Below are 25,300 nucleotides of genomic sequence, written 5' to 3'. Positions count from 1 at the left end.
TCTGCCTCGCCCTCCTTTTTTGTCTCGATGCATATACTACAATTCCCCGCAGGCAAGTAGCTTTTCACAATACCTCATGTTCAAAGCATATTGTCTTGCCAAAAAACCATAACAGTCATTAAGACGACACAGTACGGACGCCGTCTGCTCTACATCATATAGTTCTAGCCAAATAGCTGTTCCCTATCCCCTTCTTTTGCTCGTATGAGCTCATCCGGCGCATTTCACTGCGCGCTGACCCCACATCTTTCAGTGGGGCTTTTTTTGTCGCCCCGCCCGCAAAAAGCGGACCGCCATCCCCCCTGCGGCTCCGTTTCTTTCAAAACTGCAATGTTTTCTCCATCACTTCTCAAGAAATGCGCCAGAAAGAGTTCAAGCTCCCCCCGCTCTTTTCTGGTTTGATGGAGGGGAGAAAGGAGCTGCGTTGCCAATGACAAGACAGGGAAAGAAGAGGAGAGGGAGAGCGATGCTGGCAGCCACCGTTTTGCTGGCGGCCCTGGGGGGCGGGCTGGCCCTGCGCGCCGTGGGGGGCGACGCGCAGCCCCGCCCCACCCCTGTGCAGAGCGCCCCCCGCTTTGACGACCGGGGGGCGGGCACCCCCCTGGAGCTCTACAGCCCGGTCGCCTTTCTGGTGGAGTGCGGGGGCGGACAGGTGCTGCTCTCCCAGCGGGGGGAGGCGCACATCTACCCCGCTTCCCTCACCAAAATCATGACGGTCATGCTGGGGATGGAGGCCCTTCCCGACTGGAACGCGGCGGTGCGCCTGCCCTCAAACTTTCAGCCCCTCTATGCGGCAAACGCCTCGATGGCCGGGTTCCTCCCCGGCGAGGAGGTGCGGGTGGCGGACCTGTTCTACGGCGCCCTCCTCCCCTCTGGGGCGGACGCCTGCCTGGGCATCGCCACCGCCGTCAGCGGCTCGGAGCCGGCCTTTGTGGAGCGGATGAACCGGCGCGCCCGGGAACTGGGGATGGAGGACACCCACTTCGTCAACGCCGACGGGCTGCATCACCCCGACCACTACAGCACCGCGGCGGACATCGCCCTGCTGCTGGACAGCGCCCTGCAAAACCCTGCGTTTTGCCGCGTCTTTACCGCCCACAGCTATACCACCGCCCACAGCTCGGCCCACCCCGACGGCCTTTTCCTCACCAGCACCCTGTTTGACGTGGGGATCCCCGCCCAGCTGGGGGGCGGGGCGATTTTGGGGGGCAAGACCGGCTACACCGAAGAGGCGGGCCTCTGCCTGGCCACCCTGCTGCAAAAGGGGGACAGGCGCTACCTGTTGGTGACGGCGGGGGCGCCCGGCTCCCACCAGAGCGCCCCCTACCACGTAGAGGACGCCCTCAACATCTGCCAAAACGCCCTGCCCGACGACTGACAACTCCCGCCCCCTTGTGCTATACTGGTACCAAGTTGCCGCACAGGGGGGATTTTTTGTGAAGCTGATCGACACCGCCTCCATGAAAGAGACGGAGCACCGCGCCGACGCGGCGGGGCTCTCTTACTACCAGATGATGGAAAACGCCGGGCAGGCGGCCTTCTCGCTGCTGGCCGGGCGATTTTCCCTGCCGGGCAGGCGGGTCTGCCTGCTCTGCGGCAGGGGGAACAACGGGGGCGACGCCCTGGTCATGGCCCGGCTGCTGGCAGGGGCGGGGGCCGAGGTCTGTCTCTACCTCACCGACGGGGCCCCCCGCACCGCCGAGGCAAAACAGGCCCTGCAAAACCTGGCGGGGGCGGTCTCCCCCACCCCGCTGGAGCAGGTGCCCCAGGGGGAGCGCTTTGACCTGCTGGTGGACGGGGTCTACGGCACCGGCTTTCGGGGGGAACTGGACCCCTTTCACCGGGCCCTGTTTGCCTGGGCGCGGGGAGCCGCCCCCTTTGTGCTGGCGCTGGACATCCCCTCCGGGGTGGAGGCGGACACCGGCCTGGTGGCCGACGGGGCCCTGCGGGCCGACCTGACCGCCGCCTTTGCCGCCGCCAAACAGGCCGCCCTCCTCCGCCCCGGCCGGGAGTGGATGGGGGAGTGCGCCGTGCTGGACATCGGCATTGAAAAGGGATGTCTGGCCGCCCTCACCCGCGCGGCAGAGACGGCTGACGAGGGATACCTGCGGGCGCAGCTCGCCCCCCTCTCCCCCCTCTCTCACAAGGGGACAAACGGCAGGCTGGCGGCTGTCTGCGGCAGCGACCTCTACCGGGGGGCCGCCGCCCTGGCCGCCGAGGCGGCCCTGCGGACGGGGGTCGGCTACCTGACCCTCTGCTCCACCGAGCGCGTCTGTCAACTGGTCTCCCTCCGCTCGCCGGAGACGGTGCTGCGCCCCCTGTCCGGGGGCGGGGAGGGACAACTCTGTCCCGGCGACCTGACCGACCTCTGGGCGGGGGTGGAGGGGGCCAACGCCCTGCTCATCGGCCCCGGCCTGGGGCGCAGCGAGGGGGTCGGGGAGCTGGTGGGGGAACTGCTGGGGCGCTTTGCGGGCCCGGTGCTGGTGGACGCCGACGGACTCTACCACCTCGCCCGCCACCCCCAGTGGCTGGCAAAGCGGCGGGGCACCACCGTGCTCACCCCCCACCTGGGGGAGATGGCCCGCCTCACCGGCGAGAGCGCCGGGGAAATCGGCAAAAACCCGCTGGCCTGCGCCGCCCGCTGGGCCGCCGAGTGGGGGGCGGTGGTGCTGCTCAAGGGGCACAACACCGCCATCGCCGGGCCGGACGGGGCCCTGGCCGTCAACCCCACCGGCGGGGCGGGGCTGGCCAAGGCCGGCAGCGGCGACACCCTCTCGGGCATCCTGGCGGCCCTGCTGGCCCAGGGCACGCCCCCCTTTGTGGCGGCGGTCTGCGCCGCCTGGCTCCACGGCCGGGCGGGGGACCTCTGTCAGGCGGACCGTTCGGCCCGCTCCACCCTCCCCCGGGACCTGCCCGGGCGGCTGGGGGACATCTTCGCCCAGCTGGGCATATAGACTTTTTAGCAGAGAAAAAGGAGAGATCGCTGTGCAAAACGGGATACTCCCCCAAAAGGGCGGCCGGTACGCCCTGCGGGTGGTGGGCAGCTGCGGGGTCTTCACCCCCGACGCGCTGCGGGCGGCGGCCCTGGTGGCCGAGCGCTGCGGCGGCGGGCGGGTGACCGCCACCAGCCGGGGCACCCTGGAAATCGACCGCATCCCCGCCGAGCGGCTGGACGAGGCGGTGGCCCTGGCCGGGGAGCTGGGGCTGAAATGGGGGGGCACCGGCGCCACCGTGCGGGCGGTGACCGCCTGCAAGGGTACCGACTGCCGCCGGGGCGTTTTTGACACCCACCGGCTGGCCCTTCAACTGGACCGGGCCTTCTTCGGGACCCCCGCGCCCAAAAAGTTCAAAATCGGGGTCTACGGCTGCCCCAACAGCCTGGGGAAGGCCCGCGGACAGGACGTGGGCATCCTCCCCGCCCCCGGCGAGGCGGGGCGGTTCCTCCTCTTTGTCGGGGGGATGATGGGCCGCCGCCCCCGCCTGGGCGACGAGCTGGGGTTTGCGCTGCCGGAAAGCGCCCTGGTGGAGGCGGTGGGGCGGATCTTGGCCTTCTACCGCCGCCACGGCGCGGAGGGGCAGCGGCTGGGCGACCTGCTGGAGGAAGGGGGCGCACCCCTTTTGGAGCGGCTGCGAGCGGAGTTAAGAGAACTGGCTTAAAACAACAAAAAGAGGGTCCAGACCCGGGCTGTCCCCGCGGGTTTGGACCCTCTCTTTTGGCGATCTCACTGTTCCCGGCTCAGCTGCTGCGCCAAGTCCTGCACACTCTTGAGGCTGAGGTTGTGGTTGACGGCGCTCTCCCCCTCCAAATTGAGGGCAGCGCAGGCCAGGGCGTGGAAGATGGTGTCCTCTTCCGAATAGTCGTAGGCCAGGCCGTAGCAGAGGCCGGAGGTAAAGGCGGTGCCCACCCCCGCGTCGCTCACCGGCTTGACCGGGCGGGTGCGGTAGATCCCCTCGCTGCTGGCGGTGGACAGGGCGGCCCCCCGGGGCCCCATGGTGACCACCACCCGCTTGGGCCCCATCCGGCCGATCTGCTTGGCCGCCCGCAGGGCGTCCTCCTCGGTGCTGATGGCGATGCCGGAGAGGTACTCGGCCTCCGCGCTGTTGAGCTGCAGGGTGGGGATGGCGCCTATCAGGTGGCGGATGGAGGACAGTTTGGCCACCGACCCGGCGTCGACGACGATCTCCTTGCCGGCAAAGGCGGTGAGGAGGTACTCGATGCTCTCCACCGGCAGGCCACTGCCCACAGACATCACCTTCGCCCCGGCCAGGGCGCCCCAGCGCCCCTCCAAAAAGGCGGGGGTAATGCACTGCTCGATGGTCATGTCCGACAGGCCGAGGGCCATCTCCCCGTCGGGGCTGACGATGCCGATGAAGAGGGAGGAGTTCTCCCCCGGGAGGATGAGACAGCCGGTGACGTCGATGCCCAGGGAGCGGCAGTCGGCGAGGATCTTCTCGCCGAAAACATCGCCGCCGATGGCGGAAATCAGCTTGACCCCCACCCCCAGCCGGGCCAGGTTCTCCGCCAGGTTGCGGGCCTCGCCGCCCGGCTCGAGGCGAATTTTGCCGGCGTTGAAGTTTTGGGGGATCAGGGGGCCGGAGGAGAAGCCGTTGACGTCCATGTTGGCGCCGCCGATGACCACGGCGTAGTTGGGCTGTTCGAGGATGTAGCCCCGGCCGATGATCTTTCCCTTTTTGGCCAGGTTGGTCAGGTGGACCGACGCCGCCGAGCGGGTGATGCCCAGCCGCTCGGCCAGCTCTTTGTGGGAGATGGTGGGATTTTTGCGGAGGATGGTCAAAATCTGCGCCTCGCGCTTGGTGACCCCCGTCTCTCCGCCGGTGGTGTTTAAATGCATGGACAGTTCCCTTCTGGGCCCTGGGGCCCCTTTTTCACTTTCCGATATTAGTATAGAAAAGCCCTTTTGGCCGGTCAAGGAGAGACGGCCCTTTTTGGGGAAATGCCCTGTTTCAGGCGGGGTTTTTAGGCAGTTGTGCCAACAGTCCCCTCCAGGGGGACCACCTGCCAGCGAGCGCCGCCCCAGATATCCCGCCGCCGGTAGTCAAAGGCGATAGCCACCGGTCCGGGGGCACCGGTGAGGGGGTGGCGGGCAAACACCTCCAGGTGGGCGGTGCGGGCGATGTGGCCGGGGTGCTCGCCCAGGTAGGAGGGCAGGTAGCGGGCGACCTTCTCCCCGTCCCCAAAGAAGTCGCCGGCGGCGCGGCGGTAGCGGGGGGTCAGGCTGCTGTCGTCGAGGAAGGGCAGCCGCTTGCGGGGCTTTTCGCAGCAGAGCCAGTCCAGCCGCAGGGCCTCCCGCAGCCGCTGTTCGTCGACCCCGGGACGCCCCCTGCCAAAGCGCCAGAGAAAGGCGTGCTTCCCCTCCCGGGAGAGGGCGGGCTCCTCCGCCAGGGCATCCCCCATCTGGCAGAAGAGGGCGAAGGGGCTGCCCTGGCAGGCGGCCAGGTAGGCGATCGACGCCCGGTAGCGACCGCTGTTGGAAAAGGTCTCCAGCGCCCCCTCCGCCCGCTTGAGGGCGCAGATGTCTTCGTAGGAGAGCCAGCGGGTTTTCAGCACCTCGTAGGGGGGCAGGTCGGGGCAGAAGACGATGCCGTAGTCCCCCGCCTCCGCCCGCAGGCGGCTGCCGTGGAGGAGTTTGAGAAAGCCCAGCTGCAATTGGTGGGGCCCCAGGGCATATACCTGGTCAAAGGAGCGGCCAAAGGTCTTTTTATCCTCAAAGGGGAGCCCGGCGATGAGGTCCAGGTGGAGGTGGATGTTCTCCCCCGCCAAAAGCCCCCGCACCGCGCGGGAGATGGCCGCGAAGTCGTGCACCCGCTGCACCGAGGCCACCGTTTGGGGGTTGGTGGACTGCACCCCGATCTCAAACTGAAAGAGGCCGGGGCGGGCGGCGCGCAACAGCTCCACCTCCTCCGGGCCCAACAGGTCGGCCCCCAGCTCAAAGTGAAAGTTGGTCACCCCGTTGTCCCGCTCCATCAGGTGGCGCCAGATGGCCCTGGCCCGCTGCCGGTCGCAGTTGAAGGTGCGGTCGACGAATTTGACCCGCACCACCCGCTGCTCCAAAAAGAAGTCGAGCTCCTGCAAGGTCTGTTCCAGGGGTTTGAAGCGCACCCGCCCCCCGGCCCCCGAGAGGCAGTAGTGGCAGGAAAAGGGGCAGCCCCGGCTGGACTCGTAGTAGATGTGGCGGTGGGGCGGCAGCTCCCCCTCGCCGTAGACAAAGGGGAGCTCTTCCAGGGGAAGGGGCGGCGCGGGGGGATTGCGGTGGAAGCTCCCCCCCGCGCGGTAGAGGAGGCCGGGGACCTCCCCCTCGGGCCGGCCGGCGGCGAGGAGGGGGAAGGCCCCCTCCCCCTCCCCGCAGAGAACCCCGTCGCACCAGGGGTGCCGCTCCAAAAACTGGGGGTCCCACTCGGCCTCGGGGCCGCCGCAGTAGAGGCGCAATTCGGGGCGGACCAGCCGCAGCCGCCGGGCCACCAGGTCGATGAAGGAGCGGTTCCAGATATAGCAGGAAAAGGCCACCCGCTCCCCCGCCAGGCGGGCGATGGCGGCGGTCACCTCGTCGGGCTGCAGGTTGATGTGGTACTCGGCAAAGCCGCAGCCCTTTACGCCGGCACGGCGGGCACAGGCGGCGAGATAGCGCACCGCCAGATTGGTGTGGGTGTACTTGGCGTTGACGGCCACCAACAGGGTGGAAAGCATGGGCGGGGTCCCCCTCATCTCTCTAAAATCGACAGCGGGAGGAGGGCGTCAGGGGCGCCTCTCCCGGCTCTCTCTATTGTACCACTTGCAGGGTCGGAAGTCATGGCCCGCCGTCCCCTGGAAGGGCCGCCCAAAACAAAAATGAGAATTGTTATTATTTTTTTCGCAAAACCTATTGACGTAAGTGGATGCTCGTGGTATAGTTAAGCCATGGTAAGAAACCCCAGAAAAACAATCAAAACAACAATTTCATTTTGAAGTAGGAGGAACGAAAAATGTCTAAATTTGTTTGCACCGTCTGCGGTTATGTGTTCGAGGGCGAGGCTGCTCCCGAGAAGTGCCCGGTCTGCGGCGCCCCTGCTGAGAAGTTCAAGAAACAGGCCGAGGGCGAGCTGTCCTACGCCGACGAGCACGTGGTGGGTGTGGCCCAGGGCGCTCCCGAGGAGATCATCGAGGGCCTGCGCCAGAACTTTAACGGCGAGTGCAGCGAAGTCGGGATGTACCTGGCCATGAGCCGGGTGGCCGACCGCGAGGGCTACCCCGAGATCGCCGAGGCCTACAAGAGATACGCCTTTGAAGAGGCCGAGCACGCCGCCAAGTTTGCCGAGCTGCTGGGCGAGGTGCTGACCGACAGCACCAAGAAGAACCTGGAGATGCGGGTGGACGCCGAGCACGGCGCCTGCGAGGGCAAAAAAGAGCTGGCGACCCTGGCCAAGAAGCTGAACCTGGACGCCATCCACGACACCGTGCACGAGATGTGCAAGGATGAGGCCCGCCACGGCCGCGGCTTCGCCGGGCTGCTGAAGAGATTCTTCTAAGCTTCCCCCATCGGTTTTTCCTGAACGATTTGCTTTTTCTCTTGAGAGGGAAACGGCTGCCTTCCCCGGGCAGTAGTTTCCCTCTTTTTTTGTACCCTCCCCTCTCCGCTGGGGGCGAAAGGGGGAGGAGCGCAAAAAACGGCCGGCGGGGCTTCCCCACCGGCCGCTATTCACTTTTCGGAAGGGGCGCGCTCTTTGGCCAAATCGGTCAGGATGGCGTCGAGGACGTTGCAGACGTGGCGGGCCCGATCCGGCGGCAGCTCCCTGATCGAAAGCAGCCGCAAATCGACGGCGGTCTCGTCCACCGGCCAGGGCTCGCCCCGGAGCAGTTCGTTGGCCGAGCAGCCCAGGGCGTTGACCAGCTTGACAAAGGTCTCCACGCTGGGGTAAGTTCTGCCCCGAAATATGTCGTGTAGAAAGCCGACACTAACATCTATTTCTTCGGCTAAGGTCTCTGTTTTCATGCCTATCTTTTTACGGGCGTCATTGAGCCGTCTTCCAAACTCTTGCTTATTCATTTGCTGTACTCTCCTTCTGCATGACGTCCTGAAAATACCGTGCAACATCGCGGAGGTATTTCTTTTCCTCCTCGGTCAAATGGTCCATGCGCTCAGAAAGCTCTTTGATTCTAAAGATAACGGCGGCATCCAGAGAGTCGCACAAAATCTCTTCGACAGCAACATCTGGATATACTTCTGTCAACTTTACGAAAGTATCAAACTGCGGCCCACCTGTCCCCGCCTCCATCTTGATGACGGTAGGCGCTTTTACACCAAGCGCACGAGCAAGTTCTTTCTGCGTCATGCCGTGTGCTTTTCTAATTCTCTGCAAACGCTTACCCAACAATTTTCTTTTCAACATATAACAGTCCACGCTTTACTTTAAATACTATTGACTTATAAAGCGTAGATGAAACAAATCGCCCCTTAAATATATCTATGACTATTTACTCGTAATATTAATTGTACTTTCTCTGCTTTTTAGCGCAATAATAAAAATATTGTCGAATGCGGGGGATTTGCAGATGTTGAAAGGATATTGGCGTCACCGGGGGCCCTTTCGCGGGAAAAAGCGGAGGCGGCATGCAGCCCAGGCGGTCGCGGCCGCGGCGGCAGACTTTTTTCCGCCGGAAACCTTCCGGCAGCCGCTTTGCTACCTGGACGAGCGCAACGCCTGCTTTTGCGCCCGGCGGCAGCGCTTTGGTCGGGACTGGGCTGCCTTTCGCCTCCAGGTGGAAAACAGGGGGCGCTGACCGGAGCGTACTGCGCGCTGTTTGAAAAGCGGCTGGCCCACCTCTGCTACCTGTACAGCGCCGGGGCCATTCTGGCGGGGATGCAGGAAGTGGCCGCCTTTGGGGGGGAGGGGGCGGCACTGGCCCCGTTTGCAGACGACGAGGGCGGGCGGGCCGCCCTGCGCGACGCCATTTTGTGGAAGGCGGACTCCCTGGACCGGGAGGCGCTGGCCCGCTGGCCGGTGGCGGAGGCCGATTTTCGCGCCGTGCTCGCCCCGCAGGCGCGCAAGGCGTACCAAGGGCTGCAAGGGGTGCTGACCAGCTGTTTCCGCAGTTGGCTGCCCCTCTGCTTTATCGCGGGGTTTGAGGTGCTTTTGGCCGACCAGCCGCACCCGGCGGGAGCGGCGCTGGTGGCCCAGGTAGAGCGGATCTACCGCCTGCTGGGACTGGAGCGGGAGGCGGACTGCCACTGGGAATTTTGAGCGCAGGCGAACAGGGGGCAAGACAGCCCCCTATTTTTTACGGGCAAAACCGGCGCGCTTGTGGTATCATAAGGGGTGAAAAAAGGGCGGCGAGCCGCCCGGGGAAAGGGGGCGCACCGGATGGACGACCGGGTGATTTTGCACTGCGACTGCAACGGCTTTTACGCCTCGGTGGAGTGCGCCCTCAACCCGGCCTACCGATCGGTGCCAATGGCCGTCTGCGGCGACCCGGAGAGCCGCCACGGGGTCATTCTGGCCAAAAACGAGCTGGCCAAGGCCTTTGGCGTGCAGACGGCGGAGACGGTGTGGCAGGCCCGGCGAAAGTGCCCAGAGCTGGTATTGGCGCCGGCCCACCACAAAAAATACCGGGAATTTTCAGAGGCGGTCAACGCCATCTACTGCCAGTACACCGATTTGGTGGAGCCCTTCTCCATCGACGAGTCGTGGCTGGACGTGACCGGCAGCCGGACCCTCTTTGGCAGCGGGGTACAGATCGCCGACGAGCTGCGCCGCCGGGTGAAAAAGGAGACCGACCTGACCATCTCGGTGGGGGTGAGCTTCAACAAAATCTTCGCCAAGTTGGGCAGCGACTACAAAAAGCCGGACGCCACCACCCTCATCACCCGGGAAAACTACCGGCAGATCCTCTGGCCGCTGCCGGTGAGCTCGATGATCTACGTGGGAAAGGTGGCGGCGGAAAAGCTCTCCCGCGCGGGGATCGACACCATCGGCCAGTTGGCCCAGGCCGACGAGGCCCTGATCGAGCGGCTGCTGGGAAAGGCCGGTATGGCGGTGCAGCTGTACGCCCGGGGCGAGGACGAGGAGCCGGTGCGCCCCGCCGGGGCCGAGCGGGAGGTCAAGAGCGTGGGCAACGGCATCACCTTCCGCCGCAACCTGGAGGGGGAGGAGGACGTGCGCGCCGGGCTGCTGATGCTCTGCGACACGGTGGCGGCCCGGCTGCGCCGCTACGGCCTTCGCTGCCAGACGGTGCAGGTGCAGATCAAGTCGCCCCAGTTCAAGGTGATTTCCCGCCAGCGGCAGTTGGAGCGGGGCACCGACCTCTCGCGGGAGCTGTTTGCCGCCTCCATGGAGCTGGTGCGGCAGAACTGGGACCTGCGCGCCCCCATCCGGATGTTGACGGTGACCGCCGCCGGGCTGGGCGGGAGGGACAGCGGGGAGCAGCTCTCCCTCTTTGCCGACCAGGCGGTCCTGGCCCAGCGGGAGAAGCAGCGCCAGTTGGAAACGGCCATGGACAGGGTGCGCTCCAAATACGGGGAGGGGGCGCTCTCCTTTGCCTCCCTGCTAAAGACCGACATCGTCAGCAAGAGCCAGGGCGAAAAGCTGCGCGTCGAGGGGAGCGAAGGGCCCGACTCCCCCGCCGCTCTCCCCGAAAAATAGCGGGGCCCGCCAAAAAAAATTTACAAAATCCTCTCTTCTCCCCCGGGCCCTCAGGGTCCGCCGCGGCCCATCACAAGCCCCTTTCAGGCCGTTTTTCACGACTTCCCCCATCTTCTGGACTTGTTCACATTTGGGTGTTACAATAGGGGACAAATGCCAAAACCGCCCGCAAAAGGGCGTTTTCTCACAACTTTATTTTCCGCAACAAAGGTGGTCATAACTGATGGAAGAAACCAACTTCACCCCACAGTCCCCTCTCTCCCCCCAGCCGGGGGAACAGCCTGACGCGGGCGGCGCGCCGGGGGCGCCGGAGAGTCCCTCCCCCGCCCCGGCCTTTGACTGCCCCGAAGGGGGCGCCAACTTCACCCCGCCCCCCGCCGCGGGGAGCGAGGTACCCCCTGTGCCGCCGGTCGCCCCCCCTCTCTCCCCCGTAAAACAGGCCAAAAAGGCGCTGCGGCGCTGTTCCAACCGCAACAGCCTGCTGCTGCTCTTGCTGGTGGTGGGCACCAACCTGGTGGCCCTGGGGGTGCTGATGGCGATGAAGCTGCTGGGGGTGCGGATGAGCACCACCGCCTTTGACACCGTGGCCAACCTGATCTCCTACGGCTCGCTCTACCTGGTGATGGCCCCCCTGCTGCTGCTCATCGGCAACGCCGGCCAGCCCCACAAGGTGCGCACCTACTTTACAAAGCCCAAGGCCAGCGGCAAGGAGATCGCCAAGTGGACCCTCATCGGGGTGGGGCTGACCTACGGCGTCAGCTACGTCTTCAACTTTCTCTTCACCATCATCCAGCTGCTGTTCGGGGTGGAGCTCGCGGCCCCCAGCCTGGTGACCGACACCGGCTTTGCCAACGCCCTCATCTCCTTCTTCTTCATGGCTCTGGCCGCCCCGCTGATGGAGGAGCTGATTTTCCGGGGGACCCTGCTCTGCCACACCCTGCCCTTTGGCAGCTGGTTTGCCATTGTGGTGGTGGGCGTCTCCTTCGGGCTGACCCACATGAACTACCAGCAGCTGTTTTACGCCATCATGATGGGGATCGCCGCCGGGTTTGTGGCGGTCAAGGCCCAGTCCATCTGGCCGGCCTTGGGGATCCACCTCTCCATCAACCTCATCGGTGCCACCCAGTCCATCCTGGCCGGGCACATCGACCTGTCGGTGCTCACCGGCGGGGGCAGCGAGCGCTATGTCATGACCTACCTCCTCTCCAAGCTGCCCTACCTGCTGCCGATCCTGCTGCTCTCCCTGCTCTGCCTGGCGGCGGCGGTGAGCGGGTTTGTCCTCTTTGTCATCGAGGCGGTCAACCACAAGGACACCTTCCGCCTGGAAAACCCCTGCACCGTCCTCACCCCGGCGCAGAAGGCGGGGGTCTACCTGTCGGCCCCCGGCACCATCCTCACCCTGGCGGTGATGCTCGGCATGACCGTCTGCAACGCCTTGGGTGTTTTGTAACCGCCTGCTCCCTGCCAGTAAAAAGGGCCGCTCCTCATCGGAGCGGCCTTTTTTTGCCCCCATTGCAGTGAAGGCGCTGCTGTTGGGATTTGGCAAACCCGCCTTCGCCAAAATGGGGAAACAGGCGGGCAGACCCCTTTTAAGCCGCGGCCTTTGCCGATGTTCCCACCCGCTCGGAAACGACCCGTTTCCATGCGGGGAGGCGACCTTGCAAATTGGAACCAATCAGGCCGGGGGACCGCCGCCAAACCCTTTTCTCAAAAACAGGATGCGCTTTTCGATATTTTCAGTCGCTATTTTGGTGTTTATGGCGCAGTCGTATCCGTGAATGGTCCCTCTGGTCTCGCTTATCTCCACATTCGCCCCCGCCTCTCGCAACCTCTCTCCGTACAGAACGCCCTCGTCGTGCAGACAGTCGTATTCCGCCGTTTCAATATAGGTGTCGGGGATGACCTGGGGCAAGCGGCTGTGCATCGGCGAGGCGTCATACCTCTCTTCCGCCTTCAAGGTCTTGCCGTAATACGACCACATCCGCCTGTTGTTTTTGGAATTCCATATCGGCGTATCCGAAAACCGTTTCATCGAATCCGTCTGCATCTCCACATCTGTCACAGGGTACACCAGCATCTGCACACAGGGCGGCTTCAGCCCTTCCCGTTCACAGCGGTTGCAAATCAGCGCGGCAATCGACGCGCCGGCGCTGTCCCCCGCCACGCCGATCCTCCCCCTGTCCACGCCAAACTCCCCCGAACGGTCCACAACGCATCTGTACAGGGCCAAAACATCGTCGTAGGCAGCTGGATAGGGGTATTTCGGCGTCAAGTGATAGTCTGGAAAACACACCCTGCACCCCGCCTTCCCCGCATAGAGCGACGCGAGTTTTTTGTGATAGGCGGAAGCTTTATAGCTAAACGCCCCTCCGTGCACATAAATCAAGCAGGGCAGCTTTTCTGTTCTATTCTCCGGCTCAAATATCTCTACCTTTAAGGGAAGCCCCCTGTGCCCTTTTATCACGACCTGTCTGCTGGTCACCCCCCTCGGGAGTTTTGTCAGGCGAAAGGACAGCCCCTGAAAGAGGTTGGCGCACCCGATCACCGCCCGGTTATAGGGCACCTTTCTTGCAATCCGCCTTAGTTCAGAGTGAATTTGTTCCCTGTATTCCATCCGCAGACACGCCCCTCTTTTTTCATCTCGACCGATTTCAATTTGTGGTTTCCCCTTGTCCGCCCGGGGTGCACCCATTTTCTTTCCATCATACTATACCCATGCGCGCGCCTCAAGGCGGCTGGACAAACTGGCAAACCTTCTCTCCCAATGGGGATCGGCATCACTGTCCTTTTGGGGGCAAGGGGTTGACAAAAGCAGTATCTTGCAATACAATGTAGTCTCTGTACATTGCATTGCAAGATACCAAAAGGGAGGCCAGGTGATGATTCCTTCGCAGATGCTCAAAGGGACCTTGGAGGGCTGTGTCCTCAAGGTCATCTCCCGGGAGGAGACCTACGGGTATGAAATCTCGCAGAAGCTGCGGCAGTACGGGCTGACCGACATCTCAGAGGGGACCATCTACCCCCTGCTGCTGCGGCTGGAAAGGGGCGGCCTGATTGCCGCCACCCACCGGGTCTCCCCTGCGGGGCCCAGGCGAAAGTACTTTCACATCACCCCGGCGGGGAGGGCGGAATTGGCCCTCTTCGAGGGGCACTGGCAGGAGATGGCGGCGGCTGTGGGCCGCCTGTTGAGAGGGGGAAACAGAGATGAAGAGAGATAGCGAGGTCGCCTGTCTCACCGAGGAGGGCCAGCGCTACCTGGCCGACATCCTCACCTATCTGCGGCTCAAGCAGATGGACGAGGGAGAGCTGGAGGCGGTGGCCGACGACCTGAAGGCCATGTTCTGGGAGGCCCAACAGCGGGGCGAGGGGCCGCAGCAGGTGCTGGGGCGGGACTTTCGGGCTTTCTGCGACGACATTCTGGCCGGGGCCGGCCGCAAGCGGCGGAGGGCCGTCCTCTGCGACTGGGCGGACACGGTGCTGCTGGGCCTGTTGCTATTGGTGGGGCTCGACTTTCTCTTTTCGGGGGCAATCGGCCAGGCGGCAAACGCCCTGCTGCACGGCAGCGCGTACGACTGGCGCTGGGCCATCACCGCGGGCGACCTGCTCACCTGGGGGGTGCTGGCGGCCGCGGTGGCGGGCCTCTACCTCTGGGTGGGGCGCACCCCCCTGGCGGAGAGGGGGACGACCCGGCGCACCCTCTCTTTTGGCATGGGGGCAGGGGTGATGGTCCTCTGCCTAGCTTTGGCGGCCGTGGGCCGCTTTCTCCTCCCCCACGTCCTCTTTCATCCCCCGCTGTGGGGGCTAGCGGCCGCACTGCTGCTGGGGTATCTGGCCCACCGGGCCCTCTGCCGCCTCTCCCGCTGAAAAAGAGCCCGCACCTCTCGACCTTGGAGGGGGGCGGGCTCTTTTACTGTCCTTCCGGGAAGGGGATGGGGCTGATCACCGGCTTGCCGTAGCGGTCCAGCAGCGGGGTGAGCCCGCCGGAGTACCCCTCTTGGTGAAAGAGGTAGTTGACCCCCGTCGCCCGGTCCACCCAGATTTGGGTGACGCTCATGGTGCCCTGCTTGTAGACAACGATAAAGCGGTCGCTGGGTTTTGCCATCTCTCATCCACTCCTTTTCCGCCCGCAAGGGGGCTTTTTCAGTGTACGGCAAGTGGGGGTGGCTGTCAACAGGGGAAGGGGCGACGCCCCTCTCTGAGCCTCGTCGCCGAGATGAGTCCCCGCAGACCCCTTGCAACAAAGAGGGCGATATGGTCGGTGGTGAAAAGAGCGGTGTGCTTTTGGGTGAGAAGGCGCACTCGATAAGTCGTGACTTGTGGAGGCAATAATGTATAAGGAAGATTGTCCGTGCAAAAAGAAGGATTGTGAACGGCACGGTGATTGCGATGCTTGCAGAGCTTATCACGCAGAGTCCAAGCGAAAGCGCCCGTGTGAGCGAGAGAAAAAATCACTTTTTTTCTTTGCTGAAGAAGAAAAACGGTTGAATCAGTAAGATTTTAACTTATATAGGTTAGCTTAATGCGACTTATTGGCCACAAGGCGGCCCAATAGCCTTGCAAAAGTCGGTTGACTTTCCATTTGGACCCCAGACAAAGCCTTGAAAAGAGAGGTCGCCCCGCAGAGGGAGGCGACCTCTCTTTTTTGCAGCGCGGCCCCCGCCGGCGCAGGGCGAAAAGAGGTCACAGAAAAAATGGGTTAAACAGCCGCGTTTGGGGAACACTGATGGGGAAATTGAGGTGATCGTTTTGAAGCGTGAGGAAATTGCCCGCCTGCTCCCCCTGAAAGAGAGTTTTGACCTGCTGGAAAAGCCGGTGGTCATCGGCGGCCGGCAGTGCTCGGTCTTTTTTTTAGACGGGTTCATGAAGGACGACCTCTTCCAGCGCATCCTACAGTTTTTCTTCTCCATCACCCCGGAGCAGATGGACGCCCTGGAGGACCTGGAGGACTTCTGCCGCCGCTTTCTCCCCTACACCGAATACGCAGTGACCGAGCGCCCGGAGGAGGCCGCCCAGGCGGTGCTGTCGGGCCCCTCTGTCCTGGTGATCGAGGGATTTGCCGGGGCGGTGGTGATGGACACCCGCACCTACCCCAACCGGGGCATCGACGAGCCGGAGAAGGACAAGGTGCTGCGGGGTTCGCGGGATGGGTTCTCCGAGACGGTGGTCTTCAACACCGCCCTCATCCGCCGGCGCATCCGCGACCCGCGGCTGACCTTTGAGATGCTGTCGGTGGGCGAGTCCTCCAAGACCGACGTGGCCCTGGGCTATATCGACGGGGTGGCCGACCCCAAGCTGGTGGGGGAGCTGCGGGAGAAAATCAAGGCCCTCACCCCCAAAAACATGGTCATCAACCAGCAAAACCTGGTGGAGCTGCTGCTGAAAAAGCCCTCCACCAACCCCTTTCCCAAGGTGCGCAACACCGAGCGGCCGGACGTGGCCGCCGCCCAGCTGGTGGAGGGGCGGGTGGTGCTGATCGTGGACAACTGCCCCACCGCCATCATCCTGCCCACCTGGCTGGCCGACTTCTCGCAGGAGGCGGACGACTTCTACTTCCCGCCCCTGGTGGGGTGGTACATGAAGCTGATCCGGATCGCCACCTCCCTGCTGACCATGCTGGTGACCCCCCTCTGGCTGGTGCTGCTGCACTACCAGGACGCCCTGCCGCCCCTCCTCTCCTTTCTCAAGGTGCAAAACGACACCGGCATCCCCCTGATTTTGCAGCTGCTCCTCATCGAGTTCGCCATCGACGGGCTGCGGCTGGCCTCGGTCAACACCCCCACGGCGCTGGCCAGCTCCCTGAGCATTGTGGGGGGGCTGATTTTGGGGGACTTTGCGGTGCAGTCGGGGGTGGTGGTGCCCCAGGTCATCTTCTACATGGCCTTTGTGGCCATCGCCACCTTCTCCCAGCCCAGCATCGAGCTGGGGTACTCCATCAAGTTCTGCCGGATGCTGTTGCTGATCGGGGCCTGGGCAGGAGGGATCTGGGGCTTTTTGCCGGTGCTGGTCTTCTGTCTCTGGCTGGCCTACTCCAACCCCACTGTCACCGGGAACCGGTACTTCTACCCGGTGCTCCCCTTCTCGCTGCGGGGCTTCATCGCCCTGTTCAAGCGCAAATTCTCCCGCAACAGCGAAGACGTGCCCCACATGGGAAAATAAAGGGCGTGTTCACGGGCCGGCGCACCATTGCGCCGGCCCTTTTTTGCCACACAGCGGCCAGGTGTGGTAGAGTGGGAGAAAGAATTGTCTGACACCCCGGCGCAGGGAAAGTCAAGAACCCGGCGCCGCCAAGGGGTATCATGGTCTCATGCGGAAGGGAGTGTGGAGATGAACTGGATCACCGGGATACAGCGGGCCATCGACTATGTGGAGGAACACCTCACCGAACCGGTGGACTACGAGGAGGTGGCCGAGCGGGCGCTGTCCTCCAGCTTTCACTTTCAGCGGGTGTTCGCCATCCTCTGCGGCTTCACCCTGGGGGAGTACATCCGCTGGCGGCGGCTCTCCCTGGCGGGGAGCGAGTTGGTCGGCACCGGCCGGCGGGTGCTGGACATCGCCCTGAAATACGGCTACGACACCCCCGAGAGCTTTGCCCGGGCCTTCACCCGCTTTCACGGGGTGACCCCCTCTCAGGCCAAGGCCGGTGGCGCCGTTCTCAAGACCTTCTCCCCCCTCTCCGCAAAATTGATTTTAGACGGAGGAACGACCATGGACTATCGCATTGTAAAGCAGGGCCCCTTTCAGATGATCGCCAAAAAGAAGCGGGTGCCGCGGGGGGAGGAGACCACCGCCGCCGAGATTTCGGCATTCTGGCGGCAGTGCGGCGCAGACGGCACCATCCCCGCCCTCTGCCGCTACACCGACCAGAAAAGCCCCTTCGGCCAGCGGCTGCTGGGGGCCAGTTTCGGCGAGGACGCGGCCGACCGGGATTTTCCCTACGGCATCGGCGGGGTCTACAACGGCGCCCCCATCGCCGAGGCGGACTTTACGCTGGAGGACATCCCCGCCCACACCTATGTGGTCTTCCCCTGCACCGGGGCCATGCCCGACGCATTTCAAGCCCTCTACCGCCGGATCTACAGCGAGTTCTTCCCCGCCAGCGAGTACCAGCCCTGCGGGGGGCCCGACTTCGAGGCCTACCCGTCCGACCAGGTGGACTCCCCCGACTACTGCTGCGAAATTTGGGTCGCCGTGGAGAAAAAATAGAGACAGCCAAAAGAGAGGCGTCGCTCAATGCGACACCTCTCTTTTTTGCGCTTATGGGAGGGGGGCCTCCTCTTCCAGCAGCGCCCGGGCCAGGGGTTCCAGTGACGCCCGGGTGTTGGCGGCGCGCCCGGTCCAGACCCCCTCCAACAAAGCCCGCTGCAACCGGCCCATCTGGGGGCCCGGGACGGCCCCCAGGGCCAGCAGGTCGCCGCCGGAAAGGGCCAGCTCCCGAACGGTGAGACAGACCCCCTGCTCCAGCAGGGACAGCAGTCCGCCGGTGAGCTGTTCGGTCTCCCCGCCAGAGAGGCGGCCTGTGTCCCGCCAGAGGGCGACCTGACGGAGGGCCCCCTCCCGCCCCCTGTCCGCCAAAAGCCGGCAGAGGGCGGGCGTTTCCCGGGGAATGGGGGCGTAGGCGGCGGCGACCAGGGCCGTCACCTCCCCGGCGGTGCGGCGGTCGGGACGCAGGCGGGCAAGCAGTGCCTCGGCGCGTCCGACGGCCCCCCCCGCCGGCCCGGCCAGACAGAGGAGGGCCAGGCGGAGGAAAAAGTCGGTCGGGGCGACCTCGACCGCTTCGGCGGCGGCCAGCCAGCCGCCCTCCTCTCCCCCAGCGGGGCGGAGGGCGGGGGCAACGGCCCAGAAGAGGGAGCCGAACCGGGCCAACAGCGCCCCCGCCCCGGGACAGGGGAGGAACCGCCGCCACTCGGCCAGCACCCGCTCCCCCGAAACACCGGACAGCAGCCCGGCCGCCGCGTCCATGGCGGCGGCGGTAGCGGGGTGGATGGCAAAGCCGAGCTGGGCAGCAAAGCGGACCGCCCGCAGCAGCCGCAGGGCATCCTCCTCAAAGCGGCGAGCGGGTCTGCCCACACAGCGGATGAGGCGGTTTTGCAGGTCCGCCCGCCCCCCGAAGGGGTCGCAGAGCCCCCGCCGGGGGGAGTAGGCCAGGGCGTTGACGGTGAAGTCCCGGCGGGCCAGATCCTCCTCGACGCGGTCGGCAAAGGCGACCTTGTCGGGGTGGCGGTGGTCGCGGTAGGGCCCGTCGACGCGAAAAGTGGTCACCTCCACGGCCTCCCCCTCCCAAAAGAGGGTGACTGTGCCGTGGGCAATGCCGGTGGGAATGGGGTGGCAGTCGCCAAAGAGGGCGAGCACCTGTTCGGGCCGGGCGGCGGTGGTCACGTCCCAGTCGTGGGGCGGGCGGCCAAGAAGGCTGTCGCGGACACAGCCCCCCACCGCATAGGCGGGAAAGCCCGCCGCCTCCAGCCGCTCGAGGACGGCCGCGGCGGCGGGGGACAGGGCGATCTTCTCCACGGTCAGCCCTCCCTTTTTGGCCTGCTCAGAGGTCGATTTCCAGCGAGACGGGGCAGTGGTCGCTGCCGAAGATGTCGCTGTGGATGATGCAGTCTCTCACCGCCCCGGCAATGCGCGCAGAGACCAAGAAGTAGTCGATGCGCCACCCGGCGTTGTTCTTGCGGGCGTTGAAGCGGTAGCTCCACCAGCTGTAAGCGCCGGTCAAGTCGGGGTTGCGTGCGCGAAAGACATCGGTAAACCCGCTGTCGAGAAGGGCGCCGAACTTCTCCCGCTCCTGGTCGGAGAACCCGGCGTTCCCCCGGTTGCTCTTGGGGTTTTTCAGGTCGATCTCCTGGTGGGCGACGTTCATGTCGCCGCAGACGATGACCGGCTTCTTCTCGTCCAGGGCGTGCAGGTAGGCGCGAAAATCGTCCTCAAACTGCATGCGGTAGTCGATGCGGGCCAGCTTCTCTTTGGAGTTGGGGGTGTAGACGTTGACCAGGTAGAACTGGGGGTATTCCAGGGTGAGGACCCGCCCCTCGGTGCCGTGGGTGTCGATGCCGATGTCCCGGGTGAAGGACAGGGGTTCGGTGCGGGCAAAGACGGCGGTGCCGGAATAGCCCTTTTTGAGGGCGCTGTTCCAGTACTGGGCATAGCCCGGGGTCTCTATCGGGACCTGTCCCTCCTGCATTTTGGTCTCTTGAATGCAGAACAGGTCGGCGTCGGCCGCCGCAAAAAAGTCAAAAAAGCCCTTGGTGATACAGGCGCGCAGCCCGTTGACGTTCCAGGTGACAAGTTTCAAAGGGGGTTCCCTCCTCGTTTTTTTGTAGTGGGGGGCGGCTTTCCGCCCGCGGCTGTGGTTTTACGGGGGCGGCGGCAGTTTTTACCGGCGCGGGGCGGACAGGGAAAGACGGCCCGACCGGCCGTCCCGCCACTGCAGCCGCGCAGCGGGCTCTGGCCATAGAGCAGGGGGCAAACGGCGTCTGCGCATCTGCCCGGCCATCCCCGGTATCACCGCCACTTTGTGGCTATTATACCACGAAAAAGGGCGCTCCAACAGCGGGAGCGCCCTTTTTTGGCGGGAAATAGGCCGCGGCCAAACGGGAGACTAGGCGGCCAGCAACACGATGTTCAAAATCCAGCCCACAGCGCCGAGAGCGGCGCCGATGATGCTCAGCACCAGGCCGAAGATGGCCATCACCTTGGAGGTGGACTTGATGCCGGTGATGCCGGCGGTGATGCCCACGATCCCCAGGACAATGCCCAGCAGGGCCGAGAAGTACCAGGACACGGGGATGGAGAGGATGCCCACCACCAGGGCCAGCACCGCCTTGCTGGTGGGGTTGTGAACGGCCACCGGCACCGGGGCGGGCTGGGCGACAGCCGCCTGGGGCGCGCCCTGGGGAGCGCCCGCCGGGGGGACCGCAGCGCCCTGAACGGCAGCGGCGGGGGCGCCCTGGGGCACCGCGTCGGCGGGGGTGACCTGGTTGAGCAGGCCGATGAGGGTGTCCACCCGCTTTTTCAAGTTGGCCTTGGGCAGGGCGCCTATAAAGCCGTCCAGCCCCATCTCCCCCGCGTAGACGCCGGGGAGGATGGCGTATTTCAGCCAGGCCTCGATGTGGACCTTGCCGCCGCCGTAGACCAGCTTGACAAACTGGGGCGCGGTCATCATGCCGACGCCCTTCTTCCAGACGATCTCACCCTTGACATTGGCCACCTCGAACCCCTCTTTCAAAAAGAAGTCCTCCGAGATGAACTTGATCATGTCGTCGGGTTTGTTGCACGCAAATTCCGCAATAAATCTGCTCACAGTTACATATCCTCCTCAAAATTTATCTTCCACAGCGAAAAGACGCTGTCGGCAGCTCGTTATTTCTTTGACATATAGGAGTAAAAAAGAGGCCATTCCGGCAGGGTCGCCTGTGGGCGGAATGGCTCTTTTTTTCGGATAAAACGCCTACTTGACGAACTCGCCCTCGCGGGGGTTGCCGGCGGCGTTGGCCTCGTCGGTGTCGATGTGCATGGCGGTGGCAAACTTGTCACTGACGCGGATCACCACATCGCCAAAGATGAGGGAGCGCTCAGGGGTGTCGACCTTGACCTGAACGATCTCCTTGTCGGAAACACCGTAGGCGGCGGCGTCCTCAGGGGTCATATGTACATGGCGCTTGGCGACGATGACGCCCTCGCTCAGCTCGACCTCACCCGCGGGGCCCACCAGTTTGCAGGGGGCGCTGCCAGCCACGTCGCCGGACTCCCGCACCGGGGCGGCGACGCCCAGCTTGCGGGCCTCGGTGGCCGAGACCTCGATCTGGGTGGCCGAACGGGTGGGGCCCAAAATCGAGACGTGGGGCAGGGTGCCCTTGGGGCCCACCACGTCGACCCGCTCCTCGCAGGCGAACTGCCCGGGCTGGGACAGATCCTTTTTGGGGGTCAGCTTGGCGCCCTTGCCAAACAGCGTTTCCAGGTCGGCCTCGGTCACGTGAACGTGGCGGGCAGACATCTCCACCAGGAATTTTTTCATCGTGCAATCCTCCCAATTGACTGCCGGGGCGCACCCGGCGAAATAGCTGTGACATCCGCCCGGCGGGCGGCGGCAAAAAGCGGCGGTCCCCCGCTTTCAAAAGGGGGCGGCAGTCGCCTCTACACTCTATTTTATTGTATCACAATCCGCCGGCTTTGCAACGGAAAAAGAGGGATTTTTTCGGGAAAGGACGGCGGTGGGACGGTGTCAAAAAAGGCCGGGGAGGAATAGAATGCCCTACCATTTCCCTGCGGCAAAATGAGCGGCCGCTCCGGCGGCGCTTTTTCCCCTGCCCCCCTTCCGGCGAGAGGGGCGGGGCGCGCCGCCGACCTTCCCTCGCCGGAGAAAAGGGGTTTTGACATGATGGATCACAAGGGAAAGCGGCTGGACTTCTTTTTGGCCGCCAACAGCCCGGTGGGCTTTGCCAGCTATTTTGGCGCCCTGGACGGGGGCGACCCGGCCTTTACCACCTACATACTGGGCGGCTGCCCGGGCTGCGGCAAGTCCACCCTGCTGCGCCGGGTGGGGGAGGCCCTGCTCGACCGGGGGGAGACGGTGGAGTTCATCCACTGCGCCTCCGACCCGGGCTCCTACGACGCCGTTCTCTGCCCCGGGCTGCACCTGGGGGTGGTGGACGGCACCCCGCCCCACGGGATGGTCCCCCGCTACCCTGCCCTCGCAGAGCAGTTTGTCGACCTCTACCGCTTCACCGACCCGGCGGCGATCGCCCCCCACCGGGAGGAGATCACCGCCCGGCTGGACGAGAGCGCCCGGCTGCAGCGGCGCTCCGGCCGCTTCCTCTCGGCGGCGGCCTCGCTGCTGCGGGACAACAGCGCCGTGGTGACCCCCTGTCTCGACCTGCCCAAGCTGGAGCGGTACGCCCTCTCCACCGCCAAGCGGCTGCTGCCCCCGCTGGACAAGGCGGGGCGGACCTTTGACCGCTTCCTCTCCCACCTGACGCCGTCCGGGCCCCAGCCCCTCTGCGAGACAGCGGCGGGCTTTGGCCGGGTCATCTTGCTGGAGGACAGCTACCAGACGGCGGCCCCCCTCTTTTTGGAGCGGATGGCCAAGATCGCCCTGGCCGCCGGGTACGACGTCTACGCCTGTTACTCCCCCCTCTCCCCCTACGACAAGCTGGAACACCTGGTCCTGCCCGAGGCGGACCTCTGTTTTGTCAGCGAACCGCGGCAAAACGCCTACGCTCAGGCGCTGCCCACCCCCTTTCGCCACGTGTACAGCCGCCGCTTCACCGATCTGGACGCCCTCTACCCCTACCGCAACCGCCTCTCCTTCAACAAAAAGGCGGCCAAAGAGCTGGTGCGGGAGGCCGCTCGCCTCTGCGCCGAGGCCCAGGAGGCACACCGGCAGGCCGAGGCCCTCTACGCCCTGGGCACCGACCGCGCCGGGGTCGACGCCCTGACGGGGCTTTTGGTGGAGAAATTGACCGCCCGCTAGGGGTCGGCCCCCAAATCCCAGCGGCGACAAAAAAGGGCGCATATCGCGCCGGAATGCGGTCTATAATGCAACTATACCGCTATCCGAAGGAAGGGGGCGCAATATGGCACGTCCAAAGAAGGCGCGAAACTTCGACGAAGAGCTGATGAAGGTCGAGGCCCAGATCACCCGGCACAAGAACACCATTGTGGAGCTGGAGGAGACCCGCAAGCAGATCGTCCGCGAAAAGCAGCAATCAGAGCTCAGCGCTGTCTATCAGACCATCTCCGACTCGGGGATGTCCATCGACCAGGTCATCTCCCTCATCCGGCAGCAGTCGGGCGAGGATGAGAGCCGGGCCAGTTGAGTGCAGACAGCCAAAAAAAGAGGGCCGGCCCCGATTGGGGCCGGCCCTCTCTCTGTTTTCAATATCAGTTGTGGAAATAGGAGAGCACCAGCGACCCGGCGATCTTCATGCCGGTGGGCAGGCTCTCCAAATCGATCCACTCGCCCCGGGTGTGGGCGCCGCCCCCGGTACAGACCCCGAAACAGGCGGCGGGGATCCCCTGGGAGAGGGGGATGTTGCAGTCGGTGGAGGAGGCCAGCATCTCGACGCGCTTGCCGGTGAACTGCTCGATGGCGTCGAGGCAGCGGCCCTCCAGCTCCCGCTGGGCAGCGGGGTCCACATCGCCGGTGCAGGGGCGCTCGCCCAGCAGCTCGACCTCCACCTCGATGCCCATGGCGCGGTAGCACTCGACGGTCTTTTCAAAAAAGTTCTGCATGAAGGCCAGGTCCTCCCGGCAGTCGGAGCGAAACTCGTAGAGCATCTCGGCGTTCTGGGCGATGGTGTTCACCGAGGTGCCGCCGGAGATGGTCCCCACATTGTAGGTGGTGCGCCCGCCGGTGGGGGCTTTGACGGTGTAGAGGGTGTCGATCATCGAGGCCAGGCAGGCGATGGCGTTGCGGTTGCCAAAGTTTCCGTAGGAGTGGCCGCCCTCGGTCTTGATCTCGACCCGGTAGCGCTGCGAGCCCACCGCACCGTTGCAGAGCATCAGGTAGTAGCCGTCAAAGGAGACCACCTGGCGGATGCGCCCGGCGTAGTCCTTTGCCAGCTGGCGGGAGCCCTTGAGGTTGCCCAGCCCCTCCTCGCAGGAGTTGGCCACAAAGAGAACGCCGCAGTCGGCCTGCAGCCCCTGGCGGGTGACATAGGCCGCCAGCAGCATCAGCACGGCCAGGTTGGCGGTATCGTCCCCCACGCCGGGGCAGTACATCTTGCCGCCCTCACAGTGGGGGGCAAAGGGCTCCAAATCGGGGAAGACGGTGTCGGTGTGGGCCATGAAGATCATCACGTCCCCCTCCGGCTTGCAGCCGTAGGGGTAGACCACATTGAGGGCCTCGTCTATGTACACCCCCTGGGCGCCGTGCGCTTCAAACCAGCGCTTGCAGAAGTCGGCCCGGGCCCCTTCGTTGTGGGAGGGGGCGGGGATGGCGCAGAGGTCGGCGATCAGGTCGATCAAGACCTGGCGGTTTTCCTCTACATAGTCGAGGAAGGTCTGGGGCAATTTTTCCAGCATGACAAGTTCCCTCTTTCTTCAAGTAGCTTTGCAGGCCGCCCGCCGCACGGCAGGGGTGGCTGCGGTTGCCCCCATTATACCACGATTTGGCGGGGGTGGGCCGAAGGGAGAGAAAAAAGATTTGCCCCTCTCCCCCGCTCGCCGTTCGGCGGGCGGGGATATGTACTCTCTAGAGGCGGGGGCTGCTGGTCTGAAAGTCGGCGATGATGCGAAAGACCGGCTGGTTGGCGGGAACCGTCCCCCCTGCCTTGCGGTAACCGGCCATGTAGGCGTCCCGCACCAAGTTGAAGAGAATCCCCTCAAACTCGTCGTACTTTAGGCTGTCAATAAACTGTCCAAAATCCTTTTCAAAAGCATCCATTTTTTTCTCCTTTCGAGGGGGCGTTGCGCATTCCCCTCTGGTTTGACAGAGCTCGTGCTGTCTGCGACGTTTCCCGTCCCGATGTGACTGGTTTAGCTTCATTATAGGGCTGGAAAACGGCGCAGATTGTCGATTTTGGAGGGATGGACGCATCTTTACAACTTTGAAATAAATGGCTTAGTCACGCGGGTGGTTTCGTTTCGACAAGGGCTCTACCCCCTGTATTCTTTCGACAGGGTTCCCCATTACAAAGAGGAGAAAAAGCGGACCTTAAAAGGCGTCGCC

25 protein-coding genes are annotated in these 25,300 nt (G+C 64.3%); 13 read left to right on the top strand and 12 right to left on the bottom strand.

Going from position 1 to position 25,300, the window contains the following annotated elements:
• Window positions 1-466: 466 nt before the first annotated feature.
• The 3 genes from KQI11_RS08630 to KQI11_RS08620 are packed head-to-tail and all read left to right on the top strand — an operon-like array spanning window position 467 to window position 3,657.
• Window positions 467-1,378, top strand: coding sequence for a D-alanyl-D-alanine carboxypeptidase family protein (locus KQI11_RS08630; protein WP_216401829.1), 912 nt, complete (start codon window positions 467-469; stop codon window positions 1,376-1,378).
• A gap of 58 nt (window positions 1,379-1,436) precedes the next feature.
• Complete coding sequence (locus KQI11_RS08625; protein ID WP_216401828.1) at window positions 1,437-2,954, top strand: NAD(P)H-hydrate dehydratase; 1,518 nt, start codon at window positions 1,437-1,439, stop codon at window positions 2,952-2,954.
• A gap of 31 nt (window positions 2,955-2,985) precedes the next feature.
• Window positions 2,986-3,657, top strand: a complete 672-nt coding sequence (locus tag KQI11_RS08620; protein WP_216401827.1) for a ferredoxin-like domain-containing protein — start codon at window positions 2,986-2,988, stop codon at window positions 3,655-3,657.
• 65 nt (window positions 3,658-3,722) lie between these two features.
• Here KQI11_RS08620 and KQI11_RS08615 read toward each other — a convergent pair whose 3' ends face one another.
• On the bottom strand, window positions 3,723-4,853 hold the full coding sequence (locus tag KQI11_RS08615; RefSeq protein WP_185914918.1) for a PfkB family carbohydrate kinase: 1,131 nt from the start codon (window positions 4,851-4,853) through the stop codon (window positions 3,723-3,725).
• 125 nt (window positions 4,854-4,978) lie between these two features.
• Window positions 4,979-6,706 carry a B12-binding domain-containing radical SAM protein gene (locus KQI11_RS08610; protein WP_216401826.1) on the bottom strand — a complete coding sequence of 576 codons (1,728 nt, stop codon included), beginning with the start codon at window positions 6,704-6,706 and terminating at the stop codon, window positions 4,979-4,981.
• 275 nt (window positions 6,707-6,981) lie between these two features.
• Here KQI11_RS08610 and KQI11_RS08605 point away from each other — a divergent pair, with 275 nt between their 5' ends.
• Window positions 6,982-7,524: an NADH peroxidase gene (locus KQI11_RS08605; RefSeq protein WP_021658517.1), complete on the top strand. Its 543-nt coding sequence runs from the start codon at window positions 6,982-6,984 to the stop codon at window positions 7,522-7,524.
• 170 nt (window positions 7,525-7,694) lie between these two features.
• Here KQI11_RS08605 and KQI11_RS08600 read toward each other — a convergent pair whose 3' ends face one another.
• Window positions 7,695-8,042 (bottom strand): helix-turn-helix domain-containing protein, encoded by a 348-nt coding sequence (locus KQI11_RS08600; RefSeq protein ID WP_286172654.1) that lies wholly within the window; start codon window positions 8,040-8,042, stop codon window positions 7,695-7,697.
• Window positions 8,035-8,382 carry a helix-turn-helix domain-containing protein gene (locus tag KQI11_RS08595; protein WP_216401824.1) on the bottom strand — a complete coding sequence of 116 codons (348 nt, stop codon included), beginning with the start codon at window positions 8,380-8,382 and terminating at the stop codon, window positions 8,035-8,037. Before KQI11_RS08595 ends, KQI11_RS08600 begins: the two co-directional genes overlap by 8 nt.
• A gap of 321 nt (window positions 8,383-8,703) precedes the next feature.
• Between KQI11_RS08595 and KQI11_RS08590 the strand changes: the two genes are divergently transcribed.
• The 3 genes from KQI11_RS08590 to KQI11_RS08580 all read left to right on the top strand — a co-directional run bounded on the left by KQI11_RS08590 (window position 8,704) and on the right by KQI11_RS08580 (window position 12,085).
• Entirely contained in the window at window positions 8,704-9,237 is a 534-nt protein-coding gene (locus KQI11_RS08590; protein ID WP_216401823.1) for a hypothetical protein, read from the top strand.
• Window positions 9,238-9,357: 120 nt separating this feature from the next.
• Window positions 9,358-10,635 carry a DNA polymerase IV gene (gene dinB, locus KQI11_RS08585; protein ID WP_185914912.1) on the top strand — a complete coding sequence of 426 codons (1,278 nt, stop codon included), beginning with the start codon at window positions 9,358-9,360 and terminating at the stop codon, window positions 10,633-10,635.
• 223 nt (window positions 10,636-10,858) lie between these two features.
• Window positions 10,859-12,085 (top strand): CPBP family intramembrane glutamic endopeptidase, encoded by a 1,227-nt coding sequence (locus KQI11_RS08580; RefSeq protein ID WP_216401822.1) that lies wholly within the window; start codon window positions 10,859-10,861, stop codon window positions 12,083-12,085.
• Window positions 12,086-12,310: 225 nt separating this feature from the next.
• On the opposite strand, the gene KQI11_RS08575 is transcribed toward KQI11_RS08580, so the two are convergent.
• Window positions 12,311-13,249: an alpha/beta hydrolase gene (locus KQI11_RS08575; protein WP_216401821.1), complete on the bottom strand. Its 939-nt coding sequence runs from the start codon at window positions 13,247-13,249 to the stop codon at window positions 12,311-12,313.
• A 265-nt stretch (window positions 13,250-13,514) separates the two neighbouring features.
• On the opposite strand from KQI11_RS08575, the gene KQI11_RS08570 reads away from it, so the two are divergent.
• Window positions 13,515-13,853, top strand: coding sequence for a PadR family transcriptional regulator (locus tag KQI11_RS08570; RefSeq protein WP_185914909.1), 339 nt, complete (start codon window positions 13,515-13,517; stop codon window positions 13,851-13,853).
• Window positions 13,840-14,499: a hypothetical protein gene (locus KQI11_RS08565; RefSeq protein WP_185914908.1), complete on the top strand. Its 660-nt coding sequence runs from the start codon at window positions 13,840-13,842 to the stop codon at window positions 14,497-14,499. Before KQI11_RS08570 ends, KQI11_RS08565 begins: the two co-directional genes overlap by 14 nt.
• Before the next feature lie 43 nt (window positions 14,500-14,542).
• Here KQI11_RS08565 and KQI11_RS08560 read toward each other — a convergent pair whose 3' ends face one another.
• On the bottom strand, window positions 14,543-14,737 hold the full coding sequence (locus KQI11_RS08560; RefSeq protein ID WP_185914907.1) for a DUF6440 family protein: 195 nt from the start codon (window positions 14,735-14,737) through the stop codon (window positions 14,543-14,545).
• A gap of 644 nt (window positions 14,738-15,381) precedes the next feature.
• Between KQI11_RS08560 and KQI11_RS08555 the strand changes: the two genes are divergently transcribed.
• Window positions 15,382-16,791: a spore germination protein gene (locus KQI11_RS08555; protein ID WP_216401820.1), complete on the top strand. Its 1,410-nt coding sequence runs from the start codon at window positions 15,382-15,384 to the stop codon at window positions 16,789-16,791.
• A gap of 168 nt (window positions 16,792-16,959) precedes the next feature.
• A complete protein-coding gene (locus KQI11_RS08550; RefSeq protein ID WP_216401819.1) occupies window positions 16,960-17,838 on the top strand; it encodes an AraC family transcriptional regulator in 879 nt (292 codons plus the stop codon).
• A gap of 51 nt (window positions 17,839-17,889) precedes the next feature.
• On the opposite strand, the gene KQI11_RS08545 is transcribed toward KQI11_RS08550, so the two are convergent.
• From KQI11_RS08545 to pduL, 4 genes are all read right to left on the bottom strand, one after another.
• A complete protein-coding gene (locus KQI11_RS08545) occupies window positions 17,890-19,143 on the bottom strand; it encodes a CCA tRNA nucleotidyltransferase (RefSeq protein ID WP_353653951.1) in 1,254 nt (417 codons plus the stop codon).
• A 25-nt stretch (window positions 19,144-19,168) separates the two neighbouring features.
• Window positions 19,169-19,924 carry an exodeoxyribonuclease III gene (locus KQI11_RS08540; protein WP_216401818.1) on the bottom strand — a complete coding sequence of 252 codons (756 nt, stop codon included), beginning with the start codon at window positions 19,922-19,924 and terminating at the stop codon, window positions 19,169-19,171.
• Window positions 19,925-20,230: 306 nt separating this feature from the next.
• Window positions 20,231-20,932: a DUF4190 domain-containing protein gene (locus tag KQI11_RS08535; RefSeq protein WP_216401817.1), complete on the bottom strand. Its 702-nt coding sequence runs from the start codon at window positions 20,930-20,932 to the stop codon at window positions 20,231-20,233.
• A gap of 147 nt (window positions 20,933-21,079) precedes the next feature.
• Window positions 21,080-21,646 (bottom strand): phosphate propanoyltransferase, encoded by a 567-nt coding sequence (pduL, locus tag KQI11_RS08530; RefSeq protein WP_021658625.1) that lies wholly within the window; start codon window positions 21,644-21,646, stop codon window positions 21,080-21,082.
• A gap of 363 nt (window positions 21,647-22,009) precedes the next feature.
• Here pduL and KQI11_RS08525 point away from each other — a divergent pair, with 363 nt between their 5' ends.
• Window positions 22,010-23,101 carry a hypothetical protein gene (locus tag KQI11_RS08525; RefSeq protein WP_216401816.1) on the top strand — a complete coding sequence of 364 codons (1,092 nt, stop codon included), beginning with the start codon at window positions 22,010-22,012 and terminating at the stop codon, window positions 23,099-23,101.
• 103 nt (window positions 23,102-23,204) lie between these two features.
• Window positions 23,205-23,447 carry a hypothetical protein gene (locus KQI11_RS08520; RefSeq protein ID WP_185914900.1) on the top strand — a complete coding sequence of 81 codons (243 nt, stop codon included), beginning with the start codon at window positions 23,205-23,207 and terminating at the stop codon, window positions 23,445-23,447.
• 64 nt (window positions 23,448-23,511) lie between these two features.
• On the opposite strand, the gene KQI11_RS08515 is transcribed toward KQI11_RS08520, so the two are convergent.
• Window positions 23,512-24,654, bottom strand: a complete 1,143-nt coding sequence (locus KQI11_RS08515) for a M20/M25/M40 family metallo-hydrolase (RefSeq protein ID WP_286172653.1) — start codon at window positions 24,652-24,654, stop codon at window positions 23,512-23,514.
• A 169-nt stretch (window positions 24,655-24,823) separates the two neighbouring features.
• Window positions 24,824-25,015 carry a hypothetical protein gene (locus tag KQI11_RS08510; protein WP_021658439.1) on the bottom strand — a complete coding sequence of 64 codons (192 nt, stop codon included), beginning with the start codon at window positions 25,013-25,015 and terminating at the stop codon, window positions 24,824-24,826.
• Window positions 25,016-25,300: the final 285 nt, after the last annotated feature.

The organism is Acetanaerobacterium sp. MSJ-12 (assembly GCF_018917875.1).
Taxonomy (GTDB): domain Bacteria; phylum Bacillota; class Clostridia; order Oscillospirales; family Ruminococcaceae; genus Bittarella; species Bittarella massiliensis.
This window is presented reverse-complemented; position numbering and strand designations above follow the sequence as displayed.

Excerpts from the sequence above, each read along its gene's own strand:
- KQI11_RS08630 (WP_216401829.1), top strand. The coding sequence starts at position 467 with ATGCTGGCAGCCACCGTTTTGCTGGCGGCCCTGGGGGGCGGGCTGGCC.
- KQI11_RS08615 (WP_185914918.1), bottom strand. The coding sequence starts at position 4,853 with ATGCATTTAAACACCACCGGCGGAGAGACGGGGGTCACCAAGCGCGAG.
- KQI11_RS08610 (WP_216401826.1), bottom strand. The coding sequence starts at position 6,706 with ATGCTTTCCACCCTGTTGGTGGCCGTCAACGCCAAGTACACCCACACC.
- KQI11_RS08605 (WP_021658517.1), top strand. The coding sequence starts at position 6,982 with ATGTCTAAATTTGTTTGCACCGTCTGCGGTTATGTGTTCGAGGGCGAG.
- KQI11_RS08600 (WP_286172654.1), bottom strand. The coding sequence starts at position 8,042 with ATGAATAAGCAAGAGTTTGGAAGACGGCTCAATGACGCCCGTAAAAAG.
- dinB (WP_185914912.1), top strand. The coding sequence starts at position 9,358 with ATGGACGACCGGGTGATTTTGCACTGCGACTGCAACGGCTTTTACGCC.
- KQI11_RS08580 (WP_216401822.1), top strand. The coding sequence starts at position 10,859 with ATGGAAGAAACCAACTTCACCCCACAGTCCCCTCTCTCCCCCCAGCCG.
- KQI11_RS08575 (WP_216401821.1), bottom strand. The coding sequence starts at position 13,249 with ATGGAATACAGGGAACAAATTCACTCTGAACTAAGGCGGATTGCAAGA.
- KQI11_RS08570 (WP_185914909.1), top strand. The coding sequence starts at position 13,515 with ATGATTCCTTCGCAGATGCTCAAAGGGACCTTGGAGGGCTGTGTCCTC.
- KQI11_RS08565 (WP_185914908.1), top strand. The coding sequence starts at position 13,840 with ATGAAGAGAGATAGCGAGGTCGCCTGTCTCACCGAGGAGGGCCAGCGC.
- KQI11_RS08560 (WP_185914907.1), bottom strand. The coding sequence starts at position 14,737 with ATGGCAAAACCCAGCGACCGCTTTATCGTTGTCTACAAGCAGGGCACC.
- KQI11_RS08550 (WP_216401819.1), top strand. The coding sequence starts at position 16,960 with ATGAACTGGATCACCGGGATACAGCGGGCCATCGACTATGTGGAGGAA.
- pduL (WP_021658625.1), bottom strand. The coding sequence starts at position 21,646 with ATGAAAAAATTCCTGGTGGAGATGTCTGCCCGCCACGTTCACGTGACC.
- KQI11_RS08525 (WP_216401816.1), top strand. The coding sequence starts at position 22,010 with ATGGATCACAAGGGAAAGCGGCTGGACTTCTTTTTGGCCGCCAACAGC.
- KQI11_RS08520 (WP_185914900.1), top strand. The coding sequence starts at position 23,205 with ATGGCACGTCCAAAGAAGGCGCGAAACTTCGACGAAGAGCTGATGAAG.
- KQI11_RS08515 (WP_286172653.1), bottom strand. The coding sequence starts at position 24,654 with ATGCTGGAAAAATTGCCCCAGACCTTCCTCGACTATGTAGAGGAAAAC.
- KQI11_RS08510 (WP_021658439.1), bottom strand. The coding sequence starts at position 25,015 with ATGGATGCTTTTGAAAAGGATTTTGGACAGTTTATTGACAGCCTAAAG.